At 71.5% G+C, this 21,238-nt stretch carries 19 protein-coding genes; 10 read left to right on the forward strand and 9 right to left on the reverse strand.

The window, feature by feature from the left end; genetic code table 11:
- Positions 1-48 precede the first annotated feature (48 nt).
- Both OG912_RS17465 and OG912_RS17470 read right to left on the reverse strand, forming a co-directional pair.
- A complete protein-coding gene (locus OG912_RS17465; RefSeq protein ID WP_327710150.1) occupies positions 49-783 on the reverse strand; it encodes an SMI1/KNR4 family protein in 735 nt (244 codons plus the stop codon).
- A gap of 43 nt (positions 784-826) precedes the next feature.
- Complete coding sequence (locus tag OG912_RS17470) at positions 827-1,789, reverse strand: zinc-dependent alcohol dehydrogenase family protein (RefSeq protein ID WP_327713460.1); 963 nt, start codon at positions 1,787-1,789, stop codon at positions 827-829.
- Between the two features lie 94 nt (positions 1,790-1,883).
- On the opposite strand from OG912_RS17470, the gene OG912_RS17475 reads away from it, so the two are divergent.
- The 4 genes from OG912_RS17475 to OG912_RS17490 all read left to right on the forward strand — a co-directional run bounded on the left by OG912_RS17475 (position 1,884) and on the right by OG912_RS17490 (position 6,434).
- Positions 1,884-2,516, forward strand: a complete 633-nt coding sequence (locus OG912_RS17475; protein ID WP_327713461.1) for a TetR/AcrR family transcriptional regulator — start codon at positions 1,884-1,886, stop codon at positions 2,514-2,516.
- 196 nt (positions 2,517-2,712) lie between these two features.
- The gene (locus tag OG912_RS17480) at positions 2,713-4,065 is read left to right on the forward strand and encodes a S41 family peptidase (RefSeq protein WP_327710151.1); all 1,353 of its coding nucleotides are present in this window, start codon (positions 2,713-2,715) and stop codon (positions 4,063-4,065) included.
- A 299-nt stretch (positions 4,066-4,364) separates the two neighbouring features.
- The gene (locus OG912_RS17485) at positions 4,365-5,048 is read left to right on the forward strand and encodes a DUF4232 domain-containing protein (protein WP_327713462.1); all 684 of its coding nucleotides are present in this window, start codon (positions 4,365-4,367) and stop codon (positions 5,046-5,048) included.
- Between the two features lie 198 nt (positions 5,049-5,246).
- On the forward strand, positions 5,247-6,434 hold the full coding sequence (locus tag OG912_RS17490) for a serine hydrolase domain-containing protein (RefSeq protein ID WP_327710153.1): 1,188 nt from the start codon (positions 5,247-5,249) through the stop codon (positions 6,432-6,434).
- 4 nt (positions 6,435-6,438) lie between these two features.
- Here the strand turns inward: OG912_RS17490 and OG912_RS17495 are convergent, their stop codons facing one another.
- Positions 6,439-7,014 carry a TetR/AcrR family transcriptional regulator gene (locus tag OG912_RS17495; RefSeq protein WP_327710154.1) on the reverse strand — a complete coding sequence of 192 codons (576 nt, stop codon included), beginning with the start codon at positions 7,012-7,014 and terminating at the stop codon, positions 6,439-6,441.
- A 70-nt stretch (positions 7,015-7,084) separates the two neighbouring features.
- Here OG912_RS17495 and OG912_RS17500 point away from each other — a divergent pair, with 70 nt between their 5' ends.
- Positions 7,085-7,978, forward strand: a complete 894-nt coding sequence (locus OG912_RS17500) for an NADP-dependent oxidoreductase (RefSeq protein ID WP_327710155.1) — start codon at positions 7,085-7,087, stop codon at positions 7,976-7,978.
- Positions 7,979-8,132: 154 nt separating this feature from the next.
- Here OG912_RS17500 and OG912_RS17505 read toward each other — a convergent pair whose 3' ends face one another.
- Positions 8,133-9,071: a DMT family transporter gene (locus OG912_RS17505; protein ID WP_327710156.1), complete on the reverse strand. Its 939-nt coding sequence runs from the start codon at positions 9,069-9,071 to the stop codon at positions 8,133-8,135.
- Positions 9,068-9,946 carry an SDR family NAD(P)-dependent oxidoreductase gene (locus tag OG912_RS17510; protein ID WP_327710157.1) on the reverse strand — a complete coding sequence of 293 codons (879 nt, stop codon included), beginning with the start codon at positions 9,944-9,946 and terminating at the stop codon, positions 9,068-9,070. The genes OG912_RS17505 and OG912_RS17510 overlap by 4 nt, the downstream gene beginning before the upstream one ends.
- A 150-nt stretch (positions 9,947-10,096) precedes the next feature.
- Between OG912_RS17510 and OG912_RS17515 the strand changes: the two genes are divergently transcribed.
- Positions 10,097-10,678, forward strand: a complete 582-nt coding sequence (locus OG912_RS17515; RefSeq protein WP_327710158.1) for a TetR/AcrR family transcriptional regulator — start codon at positions 10,097-10,099, stop codon at positions 10,676-10,678.
- A gap of 144 nt (positions 10,679-10,822) precedes the next feature.
- On the opposite strand, the gene OG912_RS17520 is transcribed toward OG912_RS17515, so the two are convergent.
- Positions 10,823-11,722, reverse strand: coding sequence for a D-alanyl-D-alanine carboxypeptidase family protein (locus tag OG912_RS17520; protein WP_327710159.1), 900 nt, complete (start codon positions 11,720-11,722; stop codon positions 10,823-10,825).
- 220 nt (positions 11,723-11,942) lie between these two features.
- Here OG912_RS17520 and OG912_RS17525 point away from each other — a divergent pair, with 220 nt between their 5' ends.
- Both OG912_RS17525 and OG912_RS17530 read left to right on the forward strand, forming a co-directional pair.
- Positions 11,943-12,617, forward strand: a complete 675-nt coding sequence (locus OG912_RS17525; RefSeq protein WP_326737332.1) for a GntR family transcriptional regulator — start codon at positions 11,943-11,945, stop codon at positions 12,615-12,617.
- Entirely contained in the window at positions 12,614-13,921 is a 1,308-nt protein-coding gene (locus OG912_RS17530) for an MFS transporter (RefSeq protein ID WP_327710160.1), read from the forward strand. The genes OG912_RS17525 and OG912_RS17530 overlap by 4 nt, the downstream gene beginning before the upstream one ends.
- An 80-nt stretch (positions 13,922-14,001) precedes the next feature.
- Here the strand turns inward: OG912_RS17530 and OG912_RS17535 are convergent, their stop codons facing one another.
- Positions 14,002-14,826 carry a maleylpyruvate isomerase family mycothiol-dependent enzyme gene (locus OG912_RS17535; RefSeq protein WP_327710161.1) on the reverse strand — a complete coding sequence of 275 codons (825 nt, stop codon included), beginning with the start codon at positions 14,824-14,826 and terminating at the stop codon, positions 14,002-14,004.
- Between the two features lie 189 nt (positions 14,827-15,015).
- Here OG912_RS17535 and OG912_RS17540 point away from each other — a divergent pair, with 189 nt between their 5' ends.
- Entirely contained in the window at positions 15,016-15,816 is an 801-nt protein-coding gene (locus OG912_RS17540) for a carbon-nitrogen family hydrolase (RefSeq protein WP_327710162.1), read from the forward strand.
- Between the two features lie 65 nt (positions 15,817-15,881).
- On the opposite strand, the gene OG912_RS17545 is transcribed toward OG912_RS17540, so the two are convergent.
- Entirely contained in the window at positions 15,882-16,373 is a 492-nt protein-coding gene (locus OG912_RS17545) for an LURP-one-related/scramblase family protein (RefSeq protein ID WP_326737328.1), read from the reverse strand.
- 64 nt (positions 16,374-16,437) lie between these two features.
- Here OG912_RS17545 and OG912_RS17550 point away from each other — a divergent pair, with 64 nt between their 5' ends.
- Positions 16,438-18,249: an NHL domain-containing thioredoxin family protein gene (locus tag OG912_RS17550; RefSeq protein WP_327710163.1), complete on the forward strand. Its 1,812-nt coding sequence runs from the start codon at positions 16,438-16,440 to the stop codon at positions 18,247-18,249.
- A gap of 50 nt (positions 18,250-18,299) precedes the next feature.
- Here OG912_RS17550 and OG912_RS17555 read toward each other — a convergent pair whose 3' ends face one another.
- Positions 18,300-21,170, reverse strand: a complete 2,871-nt coding sequence (locus tag OG912_RS17555) for an AfsR/SARP family transcriptional regulator (RefSeq protein ID WP_327710164.1) — start codon at positions 21,168-21,170, stop codon at positions 18,300-18,302.
- Positions 21,171-21,238 lie beyond the last annotated feature (68 nt).

The raw sequence follows: 21,238 nt of genomic DNA on the forward strand, positions 1-21,238 counted from the left end.
CACGGGACCACCGACCCCGACCCCGACCCCGGAATTCCCGCGTGGCCCTCAGTAGTCCACGGTCTCGGTCCAAGGCCCCGGCAACGCCGCCCGGATGCCGTCCAACGCCTCCCGCGTCAGCGCGCGGACGTACAGCCACCCCAGCTCCGACTCCTCGTCCGAGCGGTCCTCGTGCACCAGGACATCCGCGCCCGCGTACCAGCGGTGCGTGTTGTCCCGGCCGCCGGGGGAAAGCAGCGGCGGTATGAGGGTGAGCGACTGCTTCAGGCGCGCGGCGTCGGGGGCCAGGCACTCGCGGCGCCACCCGCCCCAGTCGCCGCACAGCGAGTTCTCCGACATTACCGTCTCCACGCACGCCGCGGAGAAGCGGTCGGCGAACGGCTCCCAGTCGTCGTACGCCTGCGAAGTCCCGTCGATCAGCACGGGCGGGTCGGTTTCCGCGATCCGGTCGAGCGGCACGGCGACCTGGTACAGCCAGAACTTCTCCGCCTGCCACATCAGAGCGGCATCGTCCGCCTCCAACTCCTCGGGGGGCAGGAGCAGCCTCGACCCGTACAGCAGGTCGTAACGACGTCCGAACCTGCCGTACAACTCCCGCATCGCTTCCGGCAGTCGCAACCCGAGCCGCAGCTCCGCAGCGGCGAGATCGGCCTCCGGGAAGCCGTCGTCCGGCCCGACCGGTGCGCCGAGACGTGCGGCGAACCGTTCGATGAAACGCCAGGCCGCTGCGGGGCCCGTGAGGGCCGCGGGAAGCTCTACTCGGAGATCGAAGGCCTCAGGCATCCGCACACCCTAGGTGATCCATTCCCGGCGTGAATACCTTTGGCTACGGGGTCAGCACGATCCTGCCGAAGACCTCGCCCGCGTCCATTTTCTGGTGCGCCAGCACCGCTGCGTCCAGTGGCAGCACCTCGTGCACCACTGTTTCGATCTCACCCCGGCCCGCTGCGGCGAACTGCTCGCTCCGCACGGCACGCCGTTCGGCTGCGGTGACGGTGGCTGCGCTGAATGCGGCAAAGGATATCGACTTCTGGAACGCCGCCATGATCTTCGTCCCGAAGTCCACGGGTGGCTGGCCTGCGACAGCGCCCACGGCCACCATGCGGCCGTTCGGGTTGAGCCGGTCGAAGAACGACGGCATGTCCTTGCCGGCCACCACGTCGATGACGACGTCATAGCCTGCGGGAGACGGTTCCCCTCCGTTGCCGGAGCGGTCCAGCACGTGGGTCGCGCCGAGACGTCGCAGCTGCTCGCCGCGCTCGGCCGAGGAGGTGGTGACCGCCACTGCGGCGGCGCCGCCGCGAGCGGCGAGTTGCACCGTCATGATCCCGATGCTGCCGGCCGCACCACGCACCAGGACGGTCTCCCCGGGGGCGAAATGGGCGTGGCGGAGCCCGAAGTGGGCCACCACGCCGGAGCTGCCGAGTGTCACCGCATCGACTGCGGACAGGTTCGCGGGCAGGGGAACGATCTCCTCGACCGGCGCGAGGGCCTGTTCGACGTAGCCTCCGCCGGTGCCGGTGAAGGCCCATACCCGCCTGCCGATCCACGACGCGTCGACGCCGTCGCCGACGGCGGTCACGGTGCCCGCCACCTCGCTGCCCGGGATGTGGCCCTCCTTGAAGCCGTAGGCGGCCAGAGCCCCGCTTCTGATCAGGGTGTCGACACCACCGACGCCCACGGCCTCGGTGGCTATCAGTACCTGCCCGGCAGCAGGTGCGGGTACCGGCAGGTCGACAACAGCCAGGCCGTCAGGACCTCCGAACGTCTGGATCGAGATCGCCTTCAATGTGGTCTCCAGGTTCTCGGACAGCTCAGGCATGAGAGCTTCTACGTCTCGGACGGTAATGGACGCCCCCGTCCGTTTAGGTAAAGTGAGAGTGGTGACCGACCGTTTGCCTCATACGTTGCGTTCCGACGCGCTGGACAACCGCGAACGCATCCTCGACGCGGCCCGAGCACTGTTCTCCACCGATGGCCTGGACGTGCCGATGCGGGAGGTCGCGCGGCGTGCCGGGGTGGGGCCTGCCACCTTGTACCGTCGCTTCCCGACCAAGCAGATGCTGGTCGCCGAGGCCTTCGCGGACCAGCTGAACGCATGTCGCGCCATTGTCGACGAGGGGTGCGCCGATCCTGATCCGTGGCGTGGCCTGTGCCTGGTGATCGAGAGGATCTGTGAGCTGCACGCCCGCGATCGGGGCTTCACCGAAGCCTTCCTGTCGACCTACCCGGAGATGAAGGATGTCGCCGCAGGCCGGGAGTACACGGTGAAGGCAGTCGCCGGACTGGCTCAGCGAGCCAAGGAAGCGGGGCGCCTGCGGTCCGACTTCGTCCTGGACGACCTGATTCTCGTACTCATGGCCAACAAGGGGATCCACGCCGCATCGACCGCCGCCCAGGTCAAGGCGTCCCGGCGCTTCGCGGCGTTGGCGATCCAGGCGTTCGAAGCCTGCCCTCAGCACGCCCCACTGCCACCGGCGGCACGGCTGGGATCCGCAGCACCGGACAGCGCCTGACCGTGGGCGAGCGGTAGTCGATTCGCTGTCTCCACGGGCTCATATGTCCGTGAGGACAGGGCCACTTGGCCGATGCGGACCTGGCCGTCCGGGGGATGTCCCCCTGAAGATCCACCAGCCCGCCGGATGTCGCCCCCGCTCGCGTTCCGCGATCGTCGATCTCCTGACGCAGATCGCGTACAGGGAGAGGAACACCTTGCGACACGGGATTTCCAGGGCGGCAACGGCACTCGTGGCACTGGCCCTTGCCGGCGGGGCGATCGTCCCTGCCGCCGCGACGCCACGGCCCGCCGTCGACGGCGTCTGGCGGGTGAACGGTTACGGCACCGTCCTGTCGATCGCGCACGGGCGGCTGCAGCAGTACCAGACCACCGCGTTGGGCTGCCTCAAGGGCGAACCCGCGCAGCAGACCGCACCGGGTGTGTACAGGTCCGGCGACGGGACGCTCCTCACCGTCCGGGCATCCGGTTCGTTGCGGCTGTCCGGATCGGCCGGGTACCGGGAACTGCGGCGGATCGGGCGTCTCCCGGCCGCGTGCGAGGAGCCCGCATCCGATGATGGCCCGCTGGCGACGTTCGATGTCTTCTGGCAGTCCTTCGAGGAGAACTACCCCTTTTTTGCTGCCAAGGGCATCGACTGGCATGCCGTACGTGACACGTACCGGCCGAAGGTGCACGCCGACACGACCAGGGACGAACTCTTCGCCCTCTTCAGCGAGATGGTGACACCGCTGTACGACGCGCACGTGACCGTCTTCGACGGTGAGCGCCGCTTCTCCCAGGTCCGCCCGGGTACGGCCGTGATCGGTGGGGATCTGGACACCAAGGTCAAGGACTACATCGTCCGGAGCGACCTGGGCGGAGAGCCGCTGCGGGAGTTCGGGAACGGCCGGATCAGCTACGCGGATCTGCCCGGTGGGCAGGGATATCTGCGGCTCTCCGGCTTCGCCGGCTACAGCAGTGAGGAAGGGCATGAGTACGCCGCAGAACTGGCCGAGCTCGACAAGGCACTGGACGCGGTCTTCACCGCCGAGCGCACGGCCTCGCTCACCGGTCTCGTCATCGACCTGCGGATCAACGGCGGCGGCGCGGACGCCCTCGGCCTGCACCTGGCCGAGCGCCTGACCGACTCCTCGTACACCGCCTACCGCAAGCGCACCCAGTACACCCGGCCGCAGCCCGTCCCCGTGAAGCCCGCTCGCGGGGTTCCCCGCTACGGCGGACCGGTCGCCGTGCTGACGGCCGCGACGACGTTCAGCGCGGGTGAGACGTTCACCCAGGCCCTCATCGACCGGCCCGGCAGGACCGTCCGCATCGGGGAGAACACGCAGGGCGTCTTCTCGGACACCCTGGACCGCACGCTGCCCAACGGCATGGCGGTCTGGCTCCCGAACGAGGAGTTCCTCACCCGCCGGGGAGGGACCTTCGACGGCGCGGGCATCCCGCCCCACATCCGTACACCGGTCTTCACCGAGGAGGAGTTCGCGACGGACCACGACTCGGCCTTCGACGCGGCGGTCGCGGTGCTCCGGGAGCAGAAGCCGGCGTGAGAAGCCACGCCCTCATCCGGTGTGTTGGGTCACGGGTCTGTCCCGGCGGACGGCGGCCGCGAACGGGAGCGGAACCGTGGCGGGAAGTGCCCTCCCGGCAGGCCTGGCGGCGGGTTCCGGTTCGGCGCGCCCGGTGCGGAGGGGCGCTTCGGCAGCGGGTGCGTGTAACAGGCATGTCTTAGGCGGTGGTTCGGAGGAACGGTGCGGCGGGCCCGCTGCTCTTGTGGATCAGTAACGCTCGCTCGTACCCGACCCGTACGGAGCGGCCGGTCCCGTTCACCGATGCTGAGGAAGAAATGATGCGCGCTCACAGGATCACCTTCGCCGCCCTGGTCGTTGCCGCCGGTCTCTCGCTCACCGCCTGCCAGAACGGCGACGACGGTGCGGCGGCGAGTGACCCGTCGTCCGCGTCGTCGGCCTCCGCCGCGTCCTCCTCGGGGGGCGGTTCGGGCTCGGGCGGCTCGGATCAGGACAGCGGGAAGGACTCCGCCGGCAGCGGCTCCGACGGCAAGGGCACGGCCGCCCCCGCCGACTCCGGCTCCGGCTCCGGTGACAACGGTGCGACCCCCAAGTGCACCACCGACGGGCTGAAGATCACGGCGCAGGACAGCTTCATCGATGGCGACCCCGATGGCTCCGTCACGGTGGGGCTGACGAACGGCAGCGGCGCCGACTGCGTGATCTCAGGGTTCGCGGGCGTCGACCTGAAGACCAACGCGGGGGACATCTCCGCCACGCGCAAGGGCGAGCCCGGTGACCCGTACATCCTCAAGAACGGCAAGGAAGTCGACTTCTACATCAGCTACCCGCTCAATGAGACGGGCGGCTCCGGCGTCCGTATCACGGGGCTGGTGGTGACCCCGCCGAACGAGACGAAGTCGGTCACCCTCGACTGGCCGGGCAACGCCTCTCTGCCCGCCACGGACGGTTCCGGCTCCCCGGTGCTGGTGGGCCCGATCGGCAGCGCCGGCCAGGGCGGCTGACCCGGGCGGTTCGGGCGCGGTCGGGAGGCAAGCCCCAGGTCGTTCCGCAGGGTTAGCCCCCGGGACCGCCCTGACGACAGCGCCTCCCGGCGACGGGGGCAGGCTGGATGGGCCGGCCCCCTCTTCCCTGGTGGGATGGGCGCCACCCTCGAAACCGGCGGCGAAGGGCCGCGGGCGAGGGCAGAAATGGGGTCCCTCATGCAGGTGTTACGAAGGCGCCGGCGACGGCTGTTCGTCCTGACCGGCCTGGCCACGATTCTCCTCGCCGCATCGGGCGGCCCGACAGTCGCCGCGGACGCGCAGCACACCGATCCGCTCCAGCGGCGGGTGGACGCGATCCATGACACCGGGGTGGTCGGGGTGTCCGCCGAGGTGACGTCACCGGGCACACATACACGGGCCGTCGCACGGGCCGGGGTGGCCGAGAGGGGCACCAGGAGGCCGATGCCTCCGGGCGGCAGGTTCCGGATCGGCAGCGCCACCAAGACGTTCACCGCCACGGTCGTGCTGCAACTCGTCGGCGAGGGACGCATGTCGCTGGAGGACACCGTCGAGCGGTGGCTGCCGGGAGTGGTCGCAGGTGACGGCCTCGACGGCAGTTCCGTCACCGTGCGGCAGCTGTTGCAGCACACCAGCGGGATCCCTGAAGTCCTGCCGGAGATCGCCGCGTTGAACAGCGCCGACGGGTACCGGGCCGAGCGGTTCCGCACGTACACGCCGGAAGAGCTGGCGGGGCTGGCGATGCGGCGCTCGGAGGATGTGTCGACCGAGGCCGCGTGGTCGTACTCCAACACCAACTACATCCTCGCCGCGATGATCATCCGCGAGGTGACCGGCCGGAGTTGGGACCGGGAGGTGGAGGACCGGATCATCCGGCCGCTGGGCCTGAGCGGTACCAGCACGCCCGGCACCTCGCCGCTCATCCCCGGACCCCACGCCCGCGCCTACGCCGCCTTCGGCACAGGCGCCGGTAGCGGTAGCGGTAGCAGTAGCAGTATCGATGTGACGGCGCTCAACACGAGCATGGCCGTCGGATCCGGCGCGGTGATCAGCACCACGCACGATCTGAGCCGGTTCTACACCGCGCTGCTCGGCGGCCGCCTCCTGGAACCGGCGGAGCTGGCCGAGATGACGGCCACCGTGTCCGCACCCGGGATGGGCGTCAGTTACGGACTCGGGCTGGGCGAGATCCCGTTGACCTGCGGCGGCACCTACTACGGGCACCCGGGCGAACTGCTCGGCTACCGCACCTGGGCCGGCATCACCCGGGACGGATCCAGGACGGCCGTGGTGTACGCCACGAGTGACGGCGGCCCGGACACGCAGCAGGCGATGAGGACGCTCGTGGACCAGGAACTGTGCGGGGACGCCGCCCCCGGGAAGTGACCCGCTAGCGCGAGGTGACGTCCCAGGCGGCCTCGATCATCTCGAAGATCTCGTCCACCGCGGCGTCCGGATCGGACGCCGTCCGGGCCAGCGCATGGGCGTCGATCGCGAACCTCGCGATCGTCCGGCAGGCCGTCGTGCTCCGTGACAGGCCGGGATCGGCGGCGATGGCTGTCGCCAGCGCCTCCGCGTGGCGCAGCCTCATCGTCTCCTCGTAGTCCCGCAGGGCGGGTGAGGCATCGATCATGCGCCAGATCGGGGTGCCGCCGTTGGCGGTGCAATGGCGCACCAGGGCGCGGATCTCGTGGCGCAGGGCGGGGATGAGCGGCTCGTCCTGCGCCCGGCCGGTGACCGCGTGTGTGAGGCGGTGCTCGAAGTCCTCGTCCTGCTCGAACACCAGGGCCTCTTTGGAGGCGAAGTGGGCGAAGAGCGTGGTGACGGCCACGTCCGCCTCGGCGGCCACGTCACGGATGCCCACTGCGTCGTACCCGCGTTCCAGGAAGAGCCGCAGGGCGGTGTCGGCGATCTTCTGGCGGGTCGCGGCCTTCTTGCGCTCGCGGCGTCCGGACGGGTCGGTCATGACCTCACGCTATCAGCCACAAAAACGTAACCGTCATGAAAGGCTAACCGTTAGTGTTACGTTCGCCGGCATGAAGAGAGTGAGCTTCGCCGAGTTCGGCGGTCCCGATGTTCTGCAACTCCTCGACGCCGAGGAGCCCCACGCGGGCCCCGGCCGCATACGCATCGCCGTGCGGGCGGCGGGGGTGAACCCCGTCGACTGGAGGGTCCGTGAGGGCCAGGTCCTGGGGGCGCATCCGATCGAGCTGCCCGCAGGGGTCGGGCTGGACGCCGCCGGGGTGGTGGACGAGGTCGGCGAGGGGGTCGAAGGGGTGGAGATCGGTGACGCCGTGTTCGGTGAAGGCTCCTGCACCTACGCCGAGTTCGCCGTGCTGTCGGCGTGGGCGGCCATGCCCGAGGGGCTGACGTTCGAGGAGGCCGCCGGATACCCGTCCGTGGTGGAGACCGCGTTGCGCATCATCCGCGAGGTCGGTGTGGAACCCGGGCAGACGCTCCTGGTCAGCGGTGCGTCCGGAGGAGTCGGATCGGCTGTGGTGCAGATCGCCCGCGACCGCGGCATCACGGTGATCGGTACGGGCGGAGCCGCGAACCAGGACTACCTGCGTGGCCTGGGCGCCCTCGCCACGACGTACGGCGAGGGCTGGGCCGAGCGGGTGCGTCGGCTCGGGCCTGTCCATGCGGCGCTCGATGTGGCCGGCTCGGGCGTGATCCGGGAGCTCGTGGAGCTGACCGGGGACCCGCACAAGGTGGTCTCCATCGCCGATCTCGCCGCACCGGAACTCGGCGTCCGGTTCTCCGGGGTGGCCGGGAGCGTGCCGGACGCGCTCGCGGAAGCCGCCGGCCTCATCGCGCGGGGGAGGCTCCACATCCCGGTCGAGAAGGCGTACCCGCTGGCCGACGCGGCGGCGGCCCACGTGGACAGCCGGGCCGGCCACACCCGCGGGCGCAGGGTCCTGGTCGTCTGAGCCGAGTCCGACACCCGTGCAGTGCGCGGGGATCGGCGGACCGGGGCCCGTCGGCACGGGGCGGCGGCCGGCCCCGGGCCCCGGTGCACGTGGTCATCCGCAGGGGTGAGCCCGTGCGGACGGTGGTCGCCTGGTGGCCTCCGCGGATCGCGCATCAGGCGTTCTGCGGTGACCGTGAGGACCCGTCGGCCGCCGTTTCGCCGACCGCACCCCGGGAACGGTGCGGTCCTCGGCGGTCGCGGCCGGGCCGGCGGAGGCCGATGACGACGCCCGCGGTGACGAGAAGTGCCCCGATGACGTCGGCGGGGCCCGCCGAGCCGAGGCCGAGTGCGACGGTGGTGAGCAGGGCGCCCACGGGTACGAGGCCGGCGAAGAGGCCCGCGCGGTCGGCGCCGAGGCGGCGCAGCGCGTCGTACCAGAGGAAGAACGCGGCGGCGGTGACGATCGCGCCGAGGTAGAGGAAGGCGGCGGCCTCACCGGGCGCGGGCAGCCGCAGGGCGTCCGTACCTTCCAGGGCGAGGCTCGCGGCCAGCAGCAGGGGCACGGACAGGGCGGCGGGGTAGGCGGCGACCCGCAGGGGGCCGATCTTGGGCAGCAGCGGGATGGCGAGCAGGGAGAAGGCCACCTCGCAGACGAGCGCGCCGAGCGACAGCAGGAGGCCCTCCAGGCTGCCCGAGCCGAGTCCGGCGGCGACGGCTGCGCCGAGTGCGACCACGAGCGCGGCGCCGACGGTGTGCGGGGCCGGGCGGCGGCGCTCCATCAACGGCCCGAGGAGGGCGAGGACGAGGGGGACGGCTCCGACCACGGTGCCGATCATCGCGGGTCCGGCGTGCCGGGTGGCCGCGACGAGGAAGAGATTGAAGCCGGCCAGGCCGGTGGCGGACAGTGCCGCCAGGAGTACGAGGTCACGTGCCGTCAGGCTGACGCGGGGCAGGCGCTGGTGGCGTACGACGACGAGCAGGATCGCTGCGGCGAGCGCATAGCGCAGGGCCTGTCCTGCTAAGACCGGATAGTCGGCGATGGTGGCGGACACGGCTGTCGAGGTGCCGACGAGCAGCATGGCCGATGCGGCGCCGATGGAGGCGGACTTCATGCTGCGTGCTCCTGCTGCGTCGAGGCGGCGGCCGACGGGGTGGCCGACGGGGTGGCGGCCAACGAGACGGCGGCCGACGGGGTGGCGGCCGACGGGGCGGTGAGGACCTTGCGGGTGACGCGCTCGGCGATGGCGGCGACCAGGGTGCGGGGGCGGCGGGGTGTCAGGTGGGCGCCGAGGGCGTTGCCGAAGCCGGGGGCGACATAGCCGCGGTCGCGGTCAAGGGCGCGCAGGGCGGCGCGTACGACGGGTTCCGGGGTGGTCATGGAGCCGGTGACGGCCGCCTTGCGGGTGCCGATGGTCTCGAAGAAGGCGGTCTCGACCGGGCCGGGGCACAAGGTGAGCACGCGGATGCCGCGCCGGCGGTACTCCTGACGCAGGGCGAGGCCGAAGTTGAGCACGAAGGCTTTGGACGCGCTGTAGACGGCGAAGTACGGGGACGGCTGGAAGGCGGCGTTGGACGCGACGTTGACGACCGCGCCGCTGCCGCGCTCCAGCATGCCGGGCAGCAGCAGATGGGTGAGGTCGACGAGGGCGACGACGTTGACCATGAGCTGGTCGTGGTCGCGGGCCCAGGAGATTTCCTCGAACCGGCCGCAGGTGCCGAAGCCGGCGTTGTTGACCAGCAGGTCGACGTTCAGGCCGCGTTCTGCCAGCTCGTCGGCGATGCGGCGGGCCGCGTCCGGCTCGGCGAGGTCCTGGACCAGTACATGGGCGCGGACGCCGTGGTGGGCGATCAGTCGCGCGGCGAGCGCGGCGAGCCGGTCGCCGGACCGCGCCACCAGGATCACGTCGTGCCCCTGGGCGGCGAGCTGCTCGGCGAACTCCGCGCCGAGCCCGGACGATGCTCCGGTGACGAGGGCGGTGCTGTGCATGAGTTCCTCCTGCGATCGGTGGCAACTAGGACGTGACAGTACTAGTAACTGGAGAAAATGCAACGGCTCTGATGCAGATATGGCTGGGATCGCATCTTGGTTGTACTGTGTTTCAGGACAAGTGGTCGAGTGGGAGGCGTAATGGGCGAGATGGCGGCACGACCGCTGCGGGCGGACGCGGAGCGCAGCGTGCGCGCGGTCCTGGAGGCGGCCGAGCGGGTGCTCGCCGAGGACCCCGGCGCATCCATGGAGCAGATCGCCGCGGCTGCGGGAGTGGCCCGGACGACGATCCACCGGCGGTTCGCCAATCGGCAGTCGCTGATCGAGGCGCTGGCTTTGTCGGCGGCCCGCCAGCTCGCCCAGGCGGTGGACGACGGCCGGCCGGACACCGCGCCGCCGCTGGTGGCGATGCACCGGATCACGGCCAACGTGCTTCAGGTCAAGGGCGCTTGGGCCTTCGCCCTGGGGCTGCCGGCGGATCCGGACAGCGAGGCAGCCGTCCTCCAGCAGGACATCGACCGCCGCTGCGTCGCCGTGCTGCAGCGGGCCCAGGCGGAAAAGGTCATCGACTCGGCGGCCGATCTGGAGTGGGTGCGCCGGGTCTACTACGCGCTCATCGGGGAGTCCCTGCGCGGCAACGCGGACGGTTCCGACCCGGACGGCGCCGACCCGGACGCGCTCGCCGCCCGCATCATCGACACCCTGCTGCACGGTGCGGGGCCGCGCGCCTGAATCGGGAGCGGCCGGGCGTCCTCACGGGACGGGTCGGCGGTGGGTGAACGCGAAGGTGCCCGGCGCATGCGAGACCGCACGCGCCGGGCACCTTCGTACCGCTGCGGTACTTCCGTGGCGCAGGGCCACTTCCGTACCGCTGGGCTACTTCTTGAAGCCGTAGTCCATGAGCTTCTTCGCGTCCGCCGTGCGGGTCGCCTCCGAGGTGGAGGTCAGGACCGTGCCGATGACGGTCTTCCCGTTGCGGGTCGCCGCGAAGACCAGGCAGTACTTGGCCACCGCGCCGGAGCCCGTCTTCACGCCGATCGCGCCGCTGTAGGTCCCCAGCAGCTTGTTCGTGTTGGTCCACGACATGTAGCGGTAGCCGCCGCTCTTCGTCGTGACCTTCTGCTTCGTCGACTTCGTCTTCACGACCGTGCGGAACGTGGAGTACTTCATCGCGCTGCTTGCGATCTTCGTCAGGTCCTTCGGGGTCGAGTAGTTGGACCCGTTCCCTATGCCGTCGAAGGAGTCGAAGTGCGTGTTCTTCAGGCCGAGGGTCTTGGCCGTGCTGTTCATCTTGCCGATGAACGACTTCACCCGGGCCGCGCGCGTGGTGCCCGAGCCGAACTTGTCGGCCAGGGCGTACGCGGCGTCGCAGCCGGACGGCAGCATCAGGCCGTACAGCAGCTGACGGACCGTGACCTTGTCACCCACGATGAGGCGGGCCGAGGACGCGCCCTTGGAGACGATGTAGTCGCTGTACGCCTTCTGGATCGTGACCTTGGAGTCCAGGTTGAGGCCCTTCGTGGCCAGCACCACCCGGGCGGTCATGATCTTCGTCGTGGAGCCGGTGGAGCGACGGGTGTCCGCGGCCTTGCTGAACAGGGACTTCCCGGTGCCGTTGTTCATCACGTAGCCGCCCTTGGCGACAAGCGTGGGAGTCGGCGGCGTGGCGGCCTGTGCCGTGGAGGCGAACGCGCCGCCCGCGATGACGGCACCTGCGGTGAGGGCCACCGTGGCGGTGGCGGATGCGCGCCTTATGCGCTGAATGCCGAGTTTCAAGTTGAATGCTCCAAATGCCCCTGGAATGCGGCCACATAAGGGTGCCGCGCGCTGATGAGACCTATGGGGCCGATAAATGGTTGTGGCATGTGGGGGGTGATTTCTTACGACATCCGGGGGCTCGGATTCCGGACCGCGCCCAGGGGGAGACAGGTGTCCGTGTCGTCCGCATCGTGGAACGGGTCCCTCGTTGCGTGCATGTTGTATCTATGCTGTGTGCATGCCTGCCCCCGCCTCCTCGCCCGTCCGCCCGCCCGTGAAGCAGCCACCCGCCGCCGAACGCGTCTACACCCACATCAAGGACGCGGTCCTGGACCGCCGCTACGAGGGCGGGACGCTCCTGACCGAGGGGGATCTCGCCGAGGCCGTGGGGGTCTCCCGTACGCCTGTGCGCGAGGCGCTGCTGCGGCTGGAGGTCGAGGGGCTGATCAAGCTCTACCCGAAGAAGGGCGCCCTGGTGCTCGCCGTCTCCGCCCAGGAGATCGCGGACGTCGTGGAGACCCGGCTGCTGGTCGAGGAGTTCGCCGTGCGCCGGGCCGTGCCCGCGTCGGCGAAGCTGATCGCCCGGCTGGAGGAGCTTCTTGAGGAGCAGCGGCAGATGTCCGAGGCCGGCGATCTGGCCGCCGTCTCCGTGAAGGACCGCTGCTTCCACGCCGAGATCGTCCGCCACGCGGGCAACGAGATCCTGTCCCGCCTCTACGACCAGCTGCGCGACCGCCAGCTGCGGATGGGCGTCGCCGTCATGGAGGCCCACCCGGGCAGGATCGCCGCCAACATCGCCGAGCACGGTGAGCTGCTGGAGGCGATCAGGGCCGGTGACGCGGACGGTGCCGCGCAGGTCGTGCGCCGCCATGTCAGCCGGGTCAAGGTGCTGGTCCGGGGTGAGGACCGGTGAGTTCCGCCGCCCCCACCCTGTCCCTGCCCGGTGACCCGCCCGGCGGCCGGCGTGCCGCCCGGGTCTGGGGCATCGGCGTCGCCGTCTACTTCGTCGCCATCATCTTCCGCACCAGCCTGGGTGTCGCCGGACTCGACGCGGCCGACCGCTTCGACGTCAACGCCTCGGCGCTCTCCACCTTCTCCATCCTCCAACTCCTCGTCTACGCGGGCATGCAGATACCCGTCGGCCTGATGGTCGACCGGCTCGGCACCAAGAAGGTCCTGGCCATCGGGGCCGTCCTGTTCACCCTCGGACAGCTCGGCTTCGCGCTCTCCCCCTCGTACGGCACCGCGCTGGCCTCCCGCGCCCTGCTGGGCTGCGGCGACGCGATGACGTTCATCAGCGTGCTGCGGCTGGGGGCCCGCTGGTTCCCGGCCCGCCGCGGCCCGCTGATCGGGCAGGTCGCCGCCCTCTTCGGGATGGCGGGCAACCTCGTCTCGACGCTGGTCATCGCCCGCTCCCTGCACGGCCTCGGCTGGACCACCACCTTCGTCGGCAGTTCGCTGGCCGGGGTCGTGGTGCTGGTGCTGCTCCTGCTCTTCCTGAAGGACCACCCCGAGGGGTTCGAGCCGCCGCCCGCCGAGCACGCCGGAGCGACGTACGTACGCAAGCAGATCGCCGCCGCCTGGCGGGAGCCCGGCACCCGGCTCGGGATGTGGGTGCACTTCACGACGCAGTTCCCGGCCATGGTGTTCCTGCTGCTGTGGGGCATGCCGTTCCTGGTGGAGGACCAGGGGCTGAGCCGGGGGACGGCGGGGGAGCTGCTCACCCTGGTGGTGCTCTCCAACATGGCCGTCGGCCTCGTCTACGGGCAGGTCATCGCCCGCCACCACGCGGCCCGGATCCCGCTCGCGCTGGGGACGGTCGGCATGACGGCCCTGCTGTGGGCGTCGGCCATCCTCCACCCCGGGGACCACGCCCCCATGTGGCTGCTGGTCACCCTGTGCGTGGTACTCGGCGCCTGCGGGCCCGCCTCGATGATCGGCTTCGACTTCGCCCGCCCGGCCAACCCGCCGGAGCGCCAGGGCACCGCGTCGGGCATCGTCAACATGGGCGGCTTCGTCGCCTCCATGACCACGCTGTTCGCCGTCGGTGTGCTGCTGGACGCGACCGGCGACAACTACCGCATCGCGTTCGCCTCGGTCTTCGTCCTGGAGGCGCTCGGCGTCGTGCAGATCCTGCGACTGCGGCTGAAGGCCGCGCACCGGGAGCGGGAGCACCATGTGATCAGCCGCGTGGAGGCCGTGCACGTGCCCGTGTGACCGCCCGACCCCAGTAACGGCGGTGCGCCCGTCCCCCCTGCGGGGCGGGCGCACCGGTTGCCGTGGCTACGGGGTGACGACTACGGGGTGACCGCGAAGTTCTGCAGGATGGCGGCGGCCAGGTCCTGATCGCCCTCGGCCTTGATCCGGTCCGCCACCGCGCTCGCGCGCACCCGGCCGCAGGCGAGGCGTACGTACGTCTCCCAGTCCATCGCCAGCGTCACCGCGGGTCCCAGCGACGGCGCACCGTCCACCGAACCGCGGCCCTCCGCGTCGACCCTGACCGTGCGCAGGAACTCCACCGGACCGTGCACATCCAGCACGACCGCCGAGTTGGGCGGTGCGCCCGCGTCCTTGGCCACGACCTTCGGCAGCGCCAGGAGCAGCGTGTCCCGGACGATCGTGGCGCCGGGGGATTCCAGGTTGCCGGGCTTGCCCAGCGCCGTACGCAGGTCCTGCTCATGCACCCAGACGTCGAAGGCGCGCATCCGCAGCGCCAGTTCGAGGGTCTGCTCGGTGCCGAGCGGCGCCCGCGTCATGGTCTCCGGGTCACGCGTCTCGTTGCGCAGCTGACGGGACCGGCGGATGATCGTGTACTCCAGCTCGGAGGTCATCTCCGGTGCGGTGTGGTGGCGCCGCACGTCGACCTGCATCTCCATGTAGCGGGCGAAGTCGTTCTGCACATGGAAGAGATCGCGCGGAAGTGTGTGGATGGGGCGCGGGTCGCCGAGCTGTTCGCACTCCATGCCGATGATGTGCGAGACGATGTCGCGCACCGACCAGTTGGGGCATGGCGTACGGCCGTTCCACTCCCCCTCGGTGAGCGGGCTCACCAGCTCGGCTATCGACTCGATGGAGTGGGTCCAGGCGTCGGCGTAGGTCTGGAGGCTGGGATGGACGGTCACGGGACCCCTCGTGCGGTTCTGCGGTGCATGGGCTGGAGAACTGGGCTCGGACGGCGGACTGCGGGGGCTGCCGGGCAGTGAGGTTCGGTCGGTCGGTCCAAGCTACGCTGCGAGCAGGCACCCCGGCAGTGCTTTCGTGTGACGATCGTAGGCCCGTGTTGACGGCTCGAATGCCAGGACGGTGGTAGTGTGCGCGCCTCCCTCATCCAGATCGCAGTAGACCCGGACGAATCCGTCAATTCCCGCAGGGGACGCGCGGCTTCGCTCGTCGCGGCCCAGCGGGGCGCGGACCTGGTGGTCCTGCCCGAACTCTGGCCGGTCGGAGCCTTCGCCTACACGGCGTTCGAGGACGAGGCCGAACCGCTGCACGGCCCCACGCACGAGGTGATGGCCAAGGCCGCCGCCGACGCCGGGGTCTGGCTGCACGCGGGCTCCTTCGTCGAACGGGCCGACGACGGCACGCTCTACAACACCACGCTCGTCTTCACGCCCGAGGGCGAGCGGGCCGCCGTCTACCGCAAGATCCACCGCTTCGGCTTCGACAAGGGCGAGGCGGTCATGATGGGCGCCGGCGACGAGCTGGTGACGCTCGCCCTGCCGCAGACCACGCTCGGCCTGGCCACCTGCTACGACCTGCGCTTCCCCGAGATGTTCCGGGGACTGGTCGACGCCGGCGCCGAAACCCTCGTCGTCGCGGCCGGCTGGCCCGAGCGCCGCCGCGCCCACTGGACGCTGCTGGCCCAGGCGCGGGCCGTCGAGAACCAGGCCTACGTCCTGGCCGTCGGCTGTGCCGGCACCCACGCCGGGGTCCCGCAGGCGGGGCACAGCATCGTCGTCGACCCCTGGGGCGAGGTGCTCGCCGAGGCGGGCGCGGGCGAGGAGGTGCTGACCGTGGAGTTCGACCCGGCCGGGGTCGCCACCACCCGGGAGCAGTTCCCCGCGCTCAAGGACCGCCGGCTGGGGCTCGCCGCGCCGACGGGCCTGGTCTGAGGGAGCACGGGCCCGGCCTCGGGGAGAGCGGTGCCTGTTTCACGTGAAACAGGCACCACCCGGGTTCACCCCTCGTGCTCCTTCTCCGCGAGCACGATCACGCACACCGCCACCGCGATCAGCAGTCCCGCGTCGGCGTCCTCGCGCACGACATCGATCCCGTACGTGTCCCGGACGGTCAGCCAGCGGCGTGAGATCTGGGCCAGCAGCTCCCCGTCGTAGTCCACCGCGAACTCACGGTCCAGGATCTTGCCGCTGACATCGAGCTCGGTCCCGTCCACCAGCGTCACCCGGTAGTGGTTGCGCAGCAGCGACAGCCGCTTCCGCTTGACCTTGGCGAGCTGCTCGCCGTCGCGCTCGATGAGCATCGTGTCGCGCAGACTGAGCAGCTTCTGCTTGATCTCGACGACGATCCGGCCCTGTGCGTCCTTCAGCTCGAAGGTGTCGCGCACCCGCATGGCCTTGCCGTCGACGAGGAAGACCTTGCGGCCGTCCGCGTCCTCGATCCAGTAGTCGTCGCCGATGCCGAACAGCCGCTCACGTACGAGAAGTCTCATGGCTCACAGGTTCCCCGAGCCCCCTGCGGAATGCGTGGACGCCACGTTGGGGTTGACTGTTCCTATGGCAACACGTGCGCGCGTCAGAGCCCCCGAACTGATCGGCAAGGGCGGCTGGCTCAATACAGGCGACCGGCAGTACACCCTCGCTGACCTGCGAGGGCGCATTGTGATCTTGGATTTTTGGACGTTCTGCTGTGTGAACTGTCTGCATGTCCTCGATGAGCTGCGCGAGCTGGAGGAGAAGCACCGCGACACCGTGGTGATCATCGGCGTGCACTCGCCGAAGTTCGTCCACGAGGCGGAACACCAGGCCGTCGTCGACGCCGTCGAGCGGTACGAGGTCCACCACCCGGTGCTCGACGACCCCGAGCTCGCCACCTGGAAGCAGTACGCCGTACGCGCCTGGCCGACGCTCGTCGTCGTGGACCCCGAGGGCTATGTCGTCGCCCAGCACGCCGGCGAGGGCCATGCCCACGCCATCGAGAAACTGGTGGAGGAGCTGGAGGCCGAGCACGCGGCGAAGGGCACCCTGCGCCGCGGCGACGGGCCCTATGTGGCGCCCGAGCCGGTGGCCACACATCTGCGGTTCCCCGGCAAGGCCCTGCTGCTCGCCGACGGGGGATTCCTGGTCTCCGACACCACCCGCCACCGGCTGGTCGAGCTGCACGCGGACGCCGAGACCGTCCGCCGCCACTTCGGGACCGGCGAGCGGGGGCTCGTGGACGGCGGCCCCGACGACGTCAGGTTCAGCGAGCCGCAGGGGCTGGCGCTGCTGCCCGACGGGCGGATCGCCGTCGCCGACACGGTCAACCACGCGATCCGCGCGCTCGACCTCACGACCGGCACCACGACCACCCTCGCCGGCACCGGCCGCCAGTGGTGGCAGGGGGCGCCCACCAGTGGCGCGGCACACGAGGTCGACCTCTCCTCGCCGTGGGACGTCGCCTGGTTCGACGGCCGGCTGTGGATCGCCATGGCGGGCGTGCACCAGCTGTGGACGTACGACCCCGAGGGCGGCACCGTACGGGTCGCGGCCGGCACGACGAACGAAGGGCTGGTCGACGGTCCTGGGGCGGAGGCCTGGTTCGCCCAGCCGTCCGGGCTCGCGGCGACCGAGGACCGGCTGTGGGTCGCCGACTCGGAGACGTCCTCGCTGCGCTACGTCGACCGGGAGGGCGCCGTGCACACCGCCGTCGGCACCGGGCTCTTCGACTTCGGCCACCGCGACGGGGCCGCCGCGCAGGCGCTGCTCCAGCACCCGCTGGGCGTCACCGCCCTGCCGGACGGGTCCGTCGCCGTCTGCGACACGTACAACCACGCGCTGCGCCGCTACGACCCGGCGAGCGACGAGGTCACCACGCTGGCCACGGATCTGCGCGAGCCCAGCGACGCCGTGCTGGTCGACGGGGATCTCGTGGTCGTCGAGTCCGCCCGGCACCGGCTGACCCGGCTGCGGCTGCCCGAGGAGGCGGTACGGGTCGCGGACCAGGCGCACCGGACCCAGCGCGCGGCGACCGGGATCGCCCCGGGCACGCTCCGGCTCGACGTCGTCTTCCAGGCGCCGGCCGGTCAGAAGCTGGACACCCGCTACGGGCCGTCGACCCGGCTGCTGGTCTCCTCGACCCCGCCGGAGCTGCTGGCCGGGGGCGAAGGGGCGGGCACCGATCTCTTCCGCGACCTGGTCCTCGCCGACGGCGTCACCGAGGGGGTCCTGCACGTCTCGGCGATGGCCGCGTCCTGCGACGACGACCCGGCGAACGAGTACCCGGCGTGCCATGTGCACCAGCAGGACTGGGGCGTCCCCGTCAGCGTGACCGCCGAGGGGATCTCGCGGCTGCCGCTGGTGCTGGCCGGCATGGACGAGCGGGGCTGAGAAGGAGAAGCCGGGCGGGAAGCGTCACAGCTGTCCGACGCCCGCCCGGCTCACCCCTCGTCGGCGAGCCGCCGGGCCGCTTCCTCGTACCGCCGCACGTACTCCGGTGCCGCGGCCACCCGCAGCAGCGCCTCCAGGGCCCGCACCGCGCCCATGTCGTAGCCGGCCCGTTCGGCCTCCGTGGCCGCCAGGTCCAGCAGCAGGATCCCCTCGTCCTCCGCGCCCAGGGCGAGCTGCGCCTCGCCGCTGACGGTCGTCAGCAGCACCCGGCGGGCCGCCTCCTCGTGCTCGGGGCCCAGCTCGAAGGCGGTGCGGGCGGAGTCCAGGGCGTCCTGCGGGCGTCCCGCGGTCAACTGCATCCGGGCGAGGTGCTGGAGGGCGAGCATCTCGGTGTGCGCGTCGGGTTCCTTCCTGGCCAGCTCCAGCGCCTGGCCGCAGCCCTCCATGGCCATGTCGAGACCGCCCTGTTCGGCCTGGACGATCGCCAGGTTGATCAGTGCCGTCGCCTCGCCGAGCCGGTCCCCGGCCTGCCGGGCCAGTCCCGGCGAAGGCTCCAGCACCGCCACGGCGTCGGCGGTCCTGCCCTCCTCCGACAGCACCCAGCCCAGCAGATTGCGCACCCGGGACTCGGCGTACGGATCACTGCGCGCGACCGCCGCGGCCAGGGCCAGTTCCAGCATCGGGACCCAGCCGTCCCGCGACCGCCACACCACGTGCGGCCACTGGAGCAGGATGATCCGCCAGGCCCGGTCCTCCAGTCCTGCGGAACGGGCGGCGGCAGCGGCCAGGGCGAGGTCCTCGCGCTCGGCCGCGAGCCAGTCCATCGCCGCCGCCCGGTCGGTGAAGTCGCGCACGGCGGCGGGCCGGTGGAAGCCGTCCGGCAGCACGAAGCAGGGCTCACCACCGGGTTCGGCCGTGTCCGCCGCGGCGAGCGCGGTGGCGATGTAGTGGTCGAGCACGCCGGTCAGCGCACCGGCCCCGGCCTCGGGAGCGAGTCCGCGGGCGTAGAGCCGCACCAGGTCGTGCAGTATCCAGCGCCCGGGTCCGGCCTCGGTGACCAGATGGGCGGCGGCGAGCCGCTCCAGCGAGGCCGCGGCGACGACCGGATCGCTGCCGGCGAGGGCGGCGGCCGTGTACGGATCGAAGTGGCTGCCCGGGTGGTGGCCGAGCCGGGTGAAGTGGTGGACGGCGTCCGGCGGCAGCTGCTGCACGGTCAGCCGCAGTGCGGCGGAGACCCCGGTGTCCTCCACGGCCAGATAGGTCAGCCGGCTGCGCTCGTCGGCCAGTTCGTCGGCCATGCCGGCGAGCGTCCACTGCGGGCGGCCCGCCAGCCGGGCCGCGGTGACCCGCAGGGCGAGGGGCAGCCCGCCGCAGAGCTCGGCGAGGCGGCGGGCCGCCATCGGTTCGGCGGCTACCCGCTCCTCGCCCAGCACCCCGGCCAGGAGCGCCGTGCCGTCCGGCGGCTCCAGCACGTCCAGCGGCACCGGGACGGCGGCGTCCGAGGCGATGAGCCCCTCCAGCCGGTGCCTGCTGGTGATCAGCGTGACGCAGTCGGTGCCGCCCGGCAGCAGCTGCCCGACCTGGGCGGAGTCGCGGACGTTGTCGAGGACGACGAGCAGGCTGAGCCGGTCGGTCAGCGAGCGGAACAGTGCCGCGGCGCCGGTGACGGACTCCGGGATCCGGCGGGGTGCGACGCCGAGGGCGAGCAGGAACTCGCGCAGGACTTCGAGGGGTGTCGGCTCACCGGTGTCGCTGAACCCGCGCAGGTCGGCGTAGAGCCGCCCGTCCGGGAAGGCCGCGGGGGACCGGCGCGCCCAGTGCAGTGCGAGCGCGGTCTTGCCCACCCCGGCGGGCCCGGTGACCAGGCAGACGGGCGCCTCGCCCGCCGCGGCCCTGGAGATGGCGGTGAGTTCGGCGCCGCGCCCGTGGAAACCCCGGGGCGCACGGGGCAGCAGATCGATGGGGTGCGGGTGCGGCGGGGTGCCGGGGTGCGGCTGGGCCGGGATGCGCGGGAAACGGGGCGGCGCGGCGGGGGCGGCCACGTCGGCCGGTGCCGGAGCGGTCCGGAAACCGTCGGGCGCCCCGGGATCACGGTGGGCCGCGGGCGCCTGCCCCGGGTCACTCGGGGGACGGTCGCTCGCCGGGGACGGGCCCCCCGGGGAACGGTCGCCCGCCGGGTCCGGGTCGCCGCGCAGGATCTGCGCGTACGCGTCGGCCAGCTCGCGCCCCGGGTCGATGCCCAGCTCGTCGGCGAGCAGCCGTCGGGTGCGGTGGAACCAGTCCAGCGCCTCGGACTGGCGCCCCGACCGGTACAGCGCCGTCATCAGGGCCGCGGCGAGGGTCTCCCGCATCGGATGGGCGACGGCCTCGGCCCGCAGGACCGCCGCCGCCCGGTGGTGCTCCCCCAGCACGGCGTAGGCACGCGCCAGTTGCTCGACCGTCGCCAGCCGGGACTCCTCCAGCGCGTGCGCGGCCGCCTGGAGCGGTGCGCTGGCGTACGTACCGGTGAGTGCGGGCCCCTGCCACAGTGACAGGGCCTCCTTCAGCATGAGCACGGAGTCGGCAGGGCTGCGCTGTTCCCTGGCCAGCATCAGCAGTTCCTCGAACCGCTGGGAGTCCAGCAGGGTCTCCGGCGCCCGCAGCACATACGCGTCCCCGAGCGTGGCCAGCTCGACCCCGTACGCCTGCGCGTCGGCACCCATCAGCAGGGCGCGCAGCCGGGAGACATGGCCCTGGATGACGGTGCGGGCGTGCAGCGGCGGGGCGTCGTCCCACAGGCAGTCCGTCAACCACGCCATCGATACGGGTGTGTTGGCGCGCAACAGCAGCGCGGCGAGCAGGCTGCGGCGCTTGGCGGGGCCGAGTGGCAGCGGCCCGGTCAGCGTGTCGACGCAGACCGTGCCGAGCAGCCGGAACTCCACGAGCGGCTTCCCTTCCGGGGGTGACGCGCCCGGTGCCGGGTCACGGACAAGTGCCCAGAATATCGGGA

The organism is Streptomyces sp. NBC_00464, assembly GCF_036013915.1.
Classification (GTDB): Bacteria; Actinomycetota; Actinomycetes; order Streptomycetales; family Streptomycetaceae; genus Streptomyces.